Origin of the sequence: Tychonema sp. LEGE 06208 (genome assembly GCF_015207505.1) — a bacterium.
Taxonomy (GTDB): Bacteria; Cyanobacteriota; Cyanobacteriia; order Cyanobacteriales; family Microcoleaceae; genus Microcoleus.
Map to the genome: position 1 here is coordinate 22026 of NZ_JADEWT010000075.1, position 10477 is coordinate 32502.

A 10477-nucleotide genomic window follows, 5' to 3' on the forward strand; every position below is an offset into this window, starting at 1 on the left:
GATCGCTAACATCAAATCTCAAGGCCCGATAGCCTGGTTCTACCTCATACTAGAAATCTTGCGGTAACAAAGAACTTAAACGCTCCAACAAAGGATCGGACTCCCGACGAGGAGCAACCTCAGCATCAGAAATGACATTATCATCCGCCACAGAATCAGACTTAATCGAGTCAGGCTCTACTACTTTTGAAACTGGGGCAAAAGAAACTTGAGCAAACTTACTGTTAACACTTCCCTGCAACTGATCCAACTGCGCGCCCAGTTGACTTAGGTGATGTTCCAGTCCTTCCAAACGGCTTAATTCCTCAGCAGAAACATGGCGCTCGAACTCAGCAAATTTGACCGCAAGTTCAGCTATACGCTGTTCCAAGCGCTGAAAGCTATCTGTAGAGCCAGCAGACTCAGATACAGACAAAAACTGCCACAAAGCTTGCTTGCAGAGATTGCCGAAAGTCTGATACTTCGTAAAAGCCAACTCTTTTTCAATAGCGGCCAGTAAAGTTTGATCGGCAGCATCTTCAGTAAACGCCACCGAGAAATTCGCCTTATTTTTTGCCCACAGTGCCATAGGGTTCAAGCCTTAATGCGTTACTTAATTGTGGCTAGCTGAGCCTCAGCATAAATAAACTGTCCCAAAGCATTAGCTTTCCGAGAAGGTTGAGCCAAGTGAGCCTTAAGATTGGCATCTTTGAGCAAAGGTTGGAGTACCTCCCAGAAAAACTCGCCGCCGCCGCCAGTCAGAACCACATCCGTCACCCGTTCCGGCAGCCACTGCACTAAACGTTCGGATAGTTCGTTAGCAAAAGCCTCCCGCAAATCCTTAATAATCGGATCTAAGTTAGTCGGCTTAGTCGCTCCTCTCGGACGGTAGAAACGCTCGCCTTCTGGTTTATTCACCGCTTCTAGTAAAGACAGAGATTGAGGGTCTGCCCCCGGAATTTTGGAGGCTACTTGTTCGTAGAACTTGTTCATGGCGAAAGAATCGCTCTTAGAAGCCGCCCGGGCGAACCGGAAACGATCGACCATTAACAAATCAGTAGTTTGGTGTCCGATATCGACAACAGCCACCGACAGTTCCGGTAAATCCGGCGTAAACTCCTTATTGTCTTGAGCCTCACACCAAATCAGGCTGCCGAATCCTTCCGGCATCACCCAAACGTGGCGGATGTCAATTTCCACGCGCTCACCTCGGTAGACCACCACGTGGGGAGAGCGAAGTTGGCTGATAATCTCTTCCTTTTCTTTTTCAAACTGATCCTGGGAATAAAAAGGCAAACCCAGCACTACGGCCATTTCGCCCTTCATCTGGAAATATCCAGCACAGGAAAAAACCTTAACCAAAGCATCCACTACTTTCGACTGGTCTGCGCCGCCGAGATTAGCGCCAAAGTCTGCAGCCAGTTGACCGATCGCGTATCCCTTGCCTTGGTACTCTAGCCACATATCCAACAGAGGGTCTGTGGCTTTGGACTCAAAGCTGCCGCCCCGCACCTTTTCCACTGGCATATTAGCCACGTTGGCGGGGATAAAAACAACGCTGTTTGGGTTGCGACTTACGCAAGCTTTAGTTGCAGTACGACCCAAATCAGCACTAATAATCGATTTGTGAGAAGCGATCTTAGTCTGCTGCGTCAGCATAGCCGAATTAGGAACAAGCTGTCTAGTTGTCATCGAAATGTGTTACCTCACTGAGCCTCACCATTATCATGCCTTATCCCTTGACACTGCCACGCTTAAAGACAGTGGGTTTTGAGGCGATTCTTTTAACTCTACCTATATCGGTATCGAAATCAGCACCAAACATTATATTCGGGACGATCGCCGTTGCAGTAACTAACCTAACTTTTTTTTCTAGCGATCGCGAGCCAAGGCCTGTTGCCCGATCGTGCATTGTTAAGTTAAATTTAGTTAAGATTCTGAGTGTAAAGTTTTGTCCCGCTCCGGAGGCACCGCGCTCTTACCCGATCTGTCCCCAATTCAAGGTATCCCTATTTATGAAAATTTCTTGGCGAACTATACTACTTTGGACTTTACCCGCCCTGGTAATCGGCTTTTTCTTGTGGCAGGGAGCCTTTGCCCCATCCCCAGCAGAAATGAGTAAGAACACCGCCAGCACACGCTTAAGCTACGGTCGATTCTTAGATTACTTAAACGCCGGTCGAGTTACCAGCGTTGATTTGTACGACGGAGGTCGGACGGCGATCGTCCTAGCCGTAGATCCCGAATTAGACAATCGCGAGCAGCGGTGGCGGGTGGACTTGCCATCAAATTCCCCGGAACTCGTTTCTAGGCTAAGAGACTCCCAAATCAGCTTCGACACCCATCCCCTGCGGAACGACGGCGCAGTCTGGGGACTTTTAGGCAATCTAGTATTTCCCCTCTTGTTAGTCGGAGGGCTGTTTTTCCTCTTCCGCCGCGGCGGTGGCAACGTGCCCGGAGGCCCTGGCCAAGCGATGAACTTTGGCAAATCCAAAGCACGCTTTCAAATGGAAGCTAAAACAGGCGTACTGTTCGACGACGTAGCAGGCGTAGAGGAAGCCAAAGAAGAACTTCAAGAAGTCGTAACATTCCTCAAAAAACCCGAACGCTTCACCGCAGTAGGGGCGAAGATTCCCAAAGGCGTGCTGCTAGTAGGCCCTCCCGGAACCGGTAAAACCTTGCTAGCAAAAGCGATCGCAGGGGAAGCCGGCGTGCCTTTCTTCAGCATCTCCGGTTCAGAATTTGTGGAAATGTTCGTCGGTGTCGGCGCATCCCGCGTCCGCGACTTGTTCAAAAAAGCCAAAGAAAACGCTCCTTGCATAATCTTTATCGATGAAATCGATGCAGTGGGCCGCCAGCGCGGCGCAGGCATCGGTGGCGGCAACGACGAACGGGAACAAACCCTGAACCAGTTACTGACGGAAATGGACGGTTTTGAGGGCAATACTGGGATTATCATCATTGCTGCTACAAACCGCCCCGACGTGCTCGATTCGGCGCTGCTGCGTCCGGGTCGTTTTGACCGCCAAGTTAGCGTAGATACGCCGGATATCAAAGGCCGCTTGGAAATTTTGGAAGTTCACGCGCGCAACAAGAAGCTGTCTACAGAGATTTCTTTGGATGCCATCGCCCGCCGCACTCCGGGTTTTACCGGCGCTGATTTGGCTAACTTGCTCAACGAAGCTGCTATTTTAACAGCGAGACGACGCAAAGAAGCGATTACGATGCTCGAAGTTGACGATGCAGTCGATCGCGTGGTAGCAGGTATGGAAGGCACGCCGCTGGTGGACAGCAAGAGCAAGCGCTTGATTGCTTACCACGAAATCGGCCACGCGGTCGTCGGTACTTTGATTCAAGCCCACGATCCCGTGCAAAAAGTTACCTTAGTCCCTCGCGGACAAGCTCGCGGCTTGACTTGGTTCATGCCTAGCGAAGACCAAGGTTTGATTTCTCGATCGCAAATCTTAGCCCGGATTAGCGGTGCTTTGGGCGGCCGCGCAGCCGAAGAAGTAGTTTTCGGTGATGCTGAAGTTACCACCGGTGCCGGCAACGACTTGCAGCAAGTCAGCGGTATGGCCCGCCAAATGGTTACTCGCTACGGGATGTCTACCTTGGGCCCGATCGCCCTGGAAGCTCAGCAAAGCGAAATTTTCCTCGGCCGCGACTACACGGCGCGATCGGAATATTCCGAAGAAATTGCCTCTCGGATTGACGGACAAGTCCGGGAAATTGTCGATCGCTGTTACGAAGATGCCCGCCGCATTATTCGCGAAAATCGCACTGTGGTCGATCGTTTAGTCGATTTGCTGATTGAAAAAGAAACCATCGACGGCGAAGAGTTGCGCCTGATCGTCTCTGAATATACTTTTGTTCCTGAAAAAGAACAGTACGTTCCTCAGCTTTAAAAAGTTCAAGGCGAATATTCAGGGCGAATAGAATTCGCTGATACACAAACAAAGTCCGCCTCCACGGACTGAAGAAATTCAACCCGCGCAGGCGGGTTTTGTCTGTGTAGAAGCGGTTTCAACCGCCGACTCAAAAGCAACTATATGATTAAGAATTCATCGATTTGTTTGATAGTAATTTCAACATTAATTTCCGTCAACACTTTGAGCGCCCACGCCGAAAAATTAAGATGTTTTGTAGATATTTGCATCGACCCCAGCAGCGTAGAATTAAGCAAATCGGATATTCCCGGTGCTCCTTCTTATCCCGTCAGAATTATTTTAGGCACTCAGCAGTTTAGTAACGAGAAAATGCTGGTGCAAATGGAAGTTAACTGCAATTCGCGAGAGTTTAGAACAGTCAGAATTAGCGAAGATGGCGAAAATTGGTCGAATTTCGATCCGAGATGGACTTTGGTCGATCGCACAAACTCATATTTGTCTCGGCTGGTAGACTATAGTTGTCAATTGGCGATCGAATAAGCCTAAAATATCGATCGAGAGCGAGAATCTCAGTTTGACAAAAAGCATTTGTTGTTGTAGTGCGAGCGTCCCCGTTCGCGAGCGGTACAAGACTCGCTCGCGGGATACTCACACTACAAATGCTTGGACGCTTGATGCTCCCTCTCCATACAGAGAGTTCAATCTAAAATCTAAAATCTAAAATCTAAAATCGGATGACTAACCCCAGCGAATACCGACAAAGACGCGAACATTTAATGGCAAAAATTGGCAGCGGAACCGCGATATTTCGCAGCGCCCCCGCAGCCGTCATGCACAACGATGTTGAATACAGCTACCGACAAGACAGCGATTTTTTCTACTTAACCGGTTTCAACGAAGCCCAGGCCGTAGCAGTGCTCGCACCGCATCACGAAGAACACAAATTTGTCCTCTTCGTGCAGCCAAAAGACTTGGAAAAAGAAACTTGGCACGGTTATCGCGCTGGAGTTGAAGGTGCTAAGGAGTTGTACGGCGCTGATGAAGCGTTTCCCATCGCCGAACTGGCCGAAAAATTACCTAAATATCTAGAAAAGGCCGATCGCATATACTATCACTTCGGGCGCGATCGGAATTTCGACCAAACAATCCTCAATCACTGGCAAAGATTGATGGCAACCTACCCGAAACGCGGCACAGGCCCCACAGCAATCGAAGATTCCAACATCATTTTACACCCGATGCGGCTGGTAAAAAGCGAAACAGAATTAGCATTAATGCGAAAAGCCGCTAATATCTCAGTTATCGCCCACAACCGCGCCCAAGAATTCGCCAAACCTGGCCGGTACGAATACGAAATTCAAGCAGAAATCGAACATATTTTTGGCATGAACGGTGCCACTTCCGCTTATCCTTCCATTGTCGCCTCCGGTAACAATGCCTGCGTTCTCCACTACATCGAAAACAACCGCCAAATGCAGGAAAACGATTTGCTGCTAATAGATGCCGGTTGTGCTTGCGACTACTACAACGCCGACATTACTCGCACCTTTCCCATCAGCGGCAAATTCACCGCCGAACAACAGACTATTTACGACTTAGTTTTGCAAGCACAATTGCAGGCAATCAGTCAAGTATATCCGGGAAATCCTTACAGCAAAATTCACGAAACAGCAGTGCGCGTTTTAGTTGAAGGTTTAATGGATTTAAAACTTTTGGTCGGCGACATTGAAGAGATAATTAAAGAAGAAAAATACAAGCCATTTTATATGCACCGCACCGGACATTGGCTGGGATTGGACGTACACGATGTCGGCGTTTATCAGTACGGCGAAAATTCGCAAGTTTTGCAGGCGGGACAAGTGCTGACGGTAGAACCGGGGATTTATATTTCTCCTTATATTAAACCCGTAGAAGGACAGCCGGAGATTCCTGAAAAATGGCGCGGTATTGGTGTGAGAATTGAAGATGATGTCTTGGTGACATTTGACAGCCATGAAGTTTTGACGGCGGGAGTTTCTAAATAATTGTTGACTGTTGACTGTTGACTGTTGACTGTTTGAACAATACCGATGCAACCGGAAACGATATAAGTTGGCACTGAAGGCTTGAGCTTTGTTAGTATGGGCTTGAAAAAGCTCAAGTCCGCAACTGCAAAACATAGAGCCCTTATGTGCATTGATCCCACAGCGATCGATCGACCTCTCGAAACCTGCGAAGCATTAGTAGCAGAGCAAAAAGTAAAAATTCGGCAACTCGAAGAGCATTTGCAGCAGCAGAGAGAATTGTGTCAGAAATTAGAAGCACAACTCAAAGCAGTCGAGAATGCTGCCTTTTCCGGTTCTGCAACTGAATTCGATATCACGGAGGACGATCGCACTGAGTTAATCGCATCTCTGGAAAAAAGCCAGGAAATGTACCGAACTCTGATCAAACATTATCCGAATGGCTCGGTGTTTTTGTTCGATCGCGATTTGCGCTATACTCTGGTTGACGGTCAAGGTTTGGCAGTAGTTGGTTTGTCCAAAGAACTGTTGGAAGGCAAAACATTGTGGGAAGTATCGCCACCTGAAGATTTGCCACTTTTTGAGACTACATATCGCGCGGCTTTGGCAGGAAAAGAAAATAATTTTGAATATAAATACGGCGATCGCGTTTATTCAACAACAATTGCTCCCGTCAAAAACGACCGGGAAGAAATTTTCGCAGGCATGGTCGTTACTCAAGATATTACCGAAAAGAAACAGGCAGAAATAGCGCTGGAAGAAATCAAAAATCAGCTAGAAATTAAATATAAAAAGCGCACTGAAGACTTGAAAACAGCCAACAATCAATTGCAGGAAGAAATTCTCTCTCGCTGGCGCGCCGAAAAAGCTCTGCGGGAAAGTCAGGAACAGCTAGAATTGTTTTTCTCTCAATCTTTAGATGGCTTTTTCTTTATGATGCTGGACGAACCCGTACACTGGGACGATACAGTTGACAAAGAAAAAGTTTTGGATTACGTATTTACTCACGGGCGGGTAACGAAGGCAAATCATGCTTTGATAGCTCAATACGAAACTACTCGGGAAGAGTTGATTGGCAAAACAATTAACTTTTTTTTGTCCCACAACTTGGCTGGCTGCAAAGAGATGTTCAGGCAATTTTTTGATGCTGGCAGAATTCACATCGAAAATGACAATCGTAAGTTTGACGGGACTACAATTTCGGTGGAAGGCGACTATATTTGCATTTACGATTCTCTCGAAAGAATTGTGGGGTATTTTGGCGTGCAACGCGATATTAGCGATGCGGTGGTTGCAGCTAGACAACGCAAACAAGCTGAAGCAGCACTGAAAGAAAGTGAAGAAAGATTCCGACAGCTAGCAGAAAATATTGAAAGCGTGTTTTGGATGGTAGGCATTCAACCGCAGGAAATTATTTATATTAGTCCAGGTTACGAAAAGATTTGGGGCCGAAGCTGTGCTGAATTGTATGCTGGCGGACACTTTTTAGCGGATTCCCTCCATCCAGAAGATCGCTCTCGCGTTGTTGCTAAATTCACTAAAAAAATTGTAGCTGAAGACGAGACGGAATATCGAATTGTCCGACCGGATGGCGAAATTCGCTGGATTCGCGATCGGGCTTTTCCGATTACCAATCAAGCTGGTCAAGTTTACCGCATCGTTGGCATTGCAGAAGATATCAGCAAACAAAAACATTCAGAAAAAGTCATCCGCGAAAGTGAAGAACGCTTCCGCCAGTTAGCAGAAAATATCCAAGATTCCTTCTGGCTAATGTCTGCTGAATTCACCGATTTATTGTATCTGAGTCCAGCTTACGAACAAATCTGGGGGCGCAGCAACGAAGAATTATATGCCGAGCCCTTAAAAATGATGGAGTGGGTGCATCCAGAAGATAAACATTTGCTGCAAGAGGCAATGGGGCGAGTGTTGCAGGGCGAGTCTACCTATATCGAATATCGGATTTTTCTGCCAGACGGCACAATTCATTGGGTTTGCGATCGAGCTTTTCCTATTTACGACGAATCGGGCAATATTTACCGCATCGCTGGTATTTGTGAAGATATTAGCGATCGCAAATTGACCGAGGCCCGCATCCAAGCAGCACTCCGCGAAAAAGAAGTATTGCTGAAAGAAATTCACCACCGAGTCAAAAATAATATGCAGGTAGTTTCCAGCCTGCTGCAATTACAAGCTCAATATATTGAAGACGAACCGACGCTAGCTTTATTTGAAGAAAGTCAGACCCGCATCCATTCAATGGCTTTGATTCACGAGCAACTTTATCAATCCGACAATCTCGATCGGATCGATCTCCTGCCCTACGTTGAAACTTTGCTTGCTAATTTGTATCAATGTTTTGGTTACGGCAATACATCCATCCAATTCAATCTCAACGTTGACCCAATTTCTTTAAATATAGAAACAGCAATTCCTTGCGGTTTGATTATTAACGAACTGGTTTCTAACTCGTTGAAATACGCCTTTACCGAAAGTTTGGCCGGTGAAATTAATATTAATTTTCATCGTGACACAACTTCTCAGCAATTTCACTTAAGTATTCAAGACAACGGCAGGGGATTCCCTGCAGGTTTTAACATAGAACATACCGAAACTTTAGGATTGCGATTAGTGCGGATGTTGACCAACCAATTAGATGGAACTCTTGTGATTGACAGTAAGTGCGGAACTTGTTACGATATTAGTTTCGCTGAGTTGTCTTATCGACAGCGCATTTAAAAAATAATATGAACCCTATAAAGATTTTGGTGGTCGAAGACGAAGTGATTGTCGCCGAAGACATAGCAGGCAGGTTGAAAAAACTGGGTTATATAGTAACAGCTACGGTTGTTTCAGGGGAAGAAGCACTGGAAAAAGTCGCCGAAGAACGGCCAGACTTAGTGCTGATGGATATCGTGCTTAAAGGTAATATGGATGGTATAACAACAGCCGAACAAATCAGAACCAAGGTAGATGTACCAACAGTATTTTTAACAGCTTATGCCGACGAGAAAACGCTGCAAAGAGCGAAACTTACAAACCCATTTGGTTATATTATCAAACCATTTCAACAACATGATTTACGGGTGGCGATCGAGATTGCCCTGCACCGACACGAAATCGAAGCTAAGATGCGAGCTTCTCTCAAAGCTTCGGAAGCAACGAGAGAGTGCGTGGAAGAAAAGTCGTACCGCCAAAACCAGTATATTTCAATGGCTGCTCACGAATTGCGGAATCCGCTCAACGCAATTTTAATCTCTGCAGAACTCCTACAGCTCGATCGCGATCGTAGCAATGATGAAGCCCAAGTCAGAACCCTGCGGCTGGTGAACTCAGCTACAAAAAAAATGAACCAGCTAATCGACGATATGCTGTTCATGGGCCGAGCAGAATCAGGTAAACTCAAATCCCATCCATTACCGATAAATTTAGTCGAATTTTGTCAAGATTTGCTGGCTCAACTGCAGTTAGGAAATGAAGCCAAGCACAAACTAAAATTCATCCCGTCTGACGTTACCAGCGCGATTTTAGATCAACAATTGTTGCACTGTATTATTTCTAACTTAATTGTCAACGCCATCAAATATTCCCCAAGCGGCGGTCAAGTCAGCTTGGAATTGCAATACAGTCAAGCAGGAGATGGAGACAAAGAACCTATCTTTTGTTTTTCTCGTGAGTGTTTATTTTCTAATTCTCAATCTACACATATTAACTATCCCTTACTAATTATCCGCATCCAAGACGAAGGTATAGGCATCCCCGAAACCGAAGTAGAAAAAATATTTGAAATGTTTTACCGCTGCAAAAATACTGGAAATATTAAAGGTAACGGTTTGGGATTAACCATTGTCAAAAAAGCTGTGGATTTGCAAGGAGGTGCCATTTGCTGTGAAAGCAAAATCGGCGTTGGTACTAACTTTACAGTCGTGCTTCCCTATGTAGCTCTTTCTTCAAAAAGTCATATATAAGACTTATCTAATCATCAAAATGTTGCAAAATCCACTCAACCGCCACTGCTAAATTGGCTGCAATAAAATCCGGTTTAGTATGGTGCTGATACTCGCCGCTCAAAACGCTTTCGCCGTAACCAGTCTGCACTAAAATACCAGTACAACCGGCATTGTGAGCCATATCCACATCAGTCGCTTTGTCTCCCACCATAAAACTATTCGGTAAATCCAAATTGTGTTCCCAAGCGGCGGCTACCAACATTCCCGTATTCGGTTTTCGCCAAGTAGTATATCGTGTAAATTCTGAGTTTGTTCCACCTTCGGCTGCGCTCAAATAAGGGCAGTAATAAAGAGCGTCTAAGCTCGCTCCCCCTTCATTTTTTAATAGTTGACAAAGGCGTTTGTGCAAAGCTTCAACGTGGCTAACTGGATAATAACCTCTGGCGGGACCGGATTGATTGGAAACCAGACAGCAAAATATTTTGTGGTCATTTAAACGGCGTACAGCTTTAGCTATTCCTGGGATTAAATGCAAATCTTCTACTTGGTGAATGTAGCCCGCTTCGATGTTGAGAACGCCATCTCTGTCCAGAAATACTGCTCGTTTCATGTAATTGTAATTGATAATATTATAGGAATCCTATCATAAGCTGTTGTGGAA

At 46.0% G+C, this 10477-nt stretch carries 9 protein-coding genes; 5 read left to right on the plus strand and 4 right to left on the minus strand.

Features of this window, described 5'->3' with window-relative positions; genetic code table 11:
• Positions 1-49: 49 nt before the first annotated feature.
• The 3 genes from fcmC to IQ263_RS18975 are packed head-to-tail and all read right to left on the minus strand — an operon-like array spanning position 50 to position 1891.
• Positions 50-568 (minus strand): filament morphology membrane protein FcmC, encoded by a 519-nt coding sequence (gene fcmC / locus IQ263_RS18965; protein WP_194069267.1) that lies wholly within the window; start codon positions 566-568, stop codon positions 50-52.
• Positions 569-588: 20 nt separating this feature from the next.
• A complete protein-coding gene (gene fcmB / locus IQ263_RS18970; protein ID WP_194069268.1) occupies positions 589-1671 on the minus strand; it encodes a filament morphology actin-like protein FcmB in 1083 nt (360 codons plus the stop codon).
• A gap of 40 nt (positions 1672-1711) precedes the next feature.
• Entirely contained in the window at positions 1712-1891 is a 180-nt protein-coding gene (locus IQ263_RS18975) for a hypothetical protein (protein ID WP_194069269.1), read from the minus strand.
• A 103-nt stretch (positions 1892-1994) separates the two neighbouring features.
• On the opposite strand from IQ263_RS18975, the gene ftsH2 reads away from it, so the two are divergent.
• The 5 genes from ftsH2 to IQ263_RS19000 all read left to right on the plus strand — a co-directional run bounded on the left by ftsH2 (position 1995) and on the right by IQ263_RS19000 (position 9834).
• Positions 1995-3884: an ATP-dependent zinc metalloprotease FtsH2 gene (gene ftsH2 / locus IQ263_RS18980; RefSeq protein ID WP_194069270.1), complete on the plus strand. Its 1890-nt coding sequence runs from the start codon at positions 1995-1997 to the stop codon at positions 3882-3884.
• A gap of 144 nt (positions 3885-4028) precedes the next feature.
• Positions 4029-4406 carry a hypothetical protein gene (locus tag IQ263_RS18985; RefSeq protein ID WP_194069271.1) on the plus strand — a complete coding sequence of 126 codons (378 nt, stop codon included), beginning with the start codon at positions 4029-4031 and terminating at the stop codon, positions 4404-4406.
• 194 nt (positions 4407-4600) lie between these two features.
• Entirely contained in the window at positions 4601-5890 is a 1290-nt protein-coding gene (locus tag IQ263_RS18990) for an aminopeptidase P N-terminal domain-containing protein (RefSeq protein WP_194069272.1), read from the plus strand.
• Between the two features lie 144 nt (positions 5891-6034).
• The gene (locus tag IQ263_RS18995) at positions 6035-8605 is read left to right on the plus strand and encodes a PAS domain S-box protein (RefSeq protein WP_194069273.1); all 2571 of its coding nucleotides are present in this window, start codon (positions 6035-6037) and stop codon (positions 8603-8605) included.
• Between the two features lie 8 nt (positions 8606-8613).
• On the plus strand, positions 8614-9834 hold the full coding sequence (locus IQ263_RS19000; RefSeq protein ID WP_194069275.1) for a hybrid sensor histidine kinase/response regulator: 1221 nt from the start codon (positions 8614-8616) through the stop codon (positions 9832-9834).
• A gap of 7 nt (positions 9835-9841) precedes the next feature.
• On the opposite strand, the gene IQ263_RS19005 is transcribed toward IQ263_RS19000, so the two are convergent.
• Positions 9842-10426 carry a D-glycero-alpha-D-manno-heptose-1,7-bisphosphate 7-phosphatase gene (locus IQ263_RS19005; RefSeq protein ID WP_194069277.1) on the minus strand — a complete coding sequence of 195 codons (585 nt, stop codon included), beginning with the start codon at positions 10424-10426 and terminating at the stop codon, positions 9842-9844.
• Positions 10427-10477 lie beyond the last annotated feature (51 nt).

Excerpts from the sequence above, each read along its gene's own strand:
- IQ263_RS19005 (WP_194069277.1), bottom strand. The coding sequence starts at position 10,426 with ATGAAACGAGCAGTATTTCTGGACAGAGATGGCGTTCTCAACATCGAA.
- fcmB (WP_194069268.1), bottom strand. The coding sequence starts at position 1,671 with ATGACAACTAGACAGCTTGTTCCTAATTCGGCTATGCTGACGCAGCAG.
- IQ263_RS19000 (WP_194069275.1), top strand. The coding sequence starts at position 8,614 with ATGAACCCTATAAAGATTTTGGTGGTCGAAGACGAAGTGATTGTCGCC.
- IQ263_RS18985 (WP_194069271.1), top strand. The coding sequence starts at position 4,029 with ATGATTAAGAATTCATCGATTTGTTTGATAGTAATTTCAACATTAATT.
- IQ263_RS18975 (WP_194069269.1), bottom strand. The coding sequence starts at position 1,891 with ATGCACGATCGGGCAACAGGCCTTGGCTCGCGATCGCTAGAAAAAAAA.
- fcmC (WP_194069267.1), bottom strand. The coding sequence starts at position 568 with ATGGCACTGTGGGCAAAAAATAAGGCGAATTTCTCGGTGGCGTTTACT.
- IQ263_RS18990 (WP_194069272.1), top strand. The coding sequence starts at position 4,601 with ATGACTAACCCCAGCGAATACCGACAAAGACGCGAACATTTAATGGCA.
- ftsH2 (WP_194069270.1), top strand. The coding sequence starts at position 1,995 with ATGAAAATTTCTTGGCGAACTATACTACTTTGGACTTTACCCGCCCTG.
- IQ263_RS18995 (WP_194069273.1), top strand. The coding sequence starts at position 6,035 with ATGTGCATTGATCCCACAGCGATCGATCGACCTCTCGAAACCTGCGAA.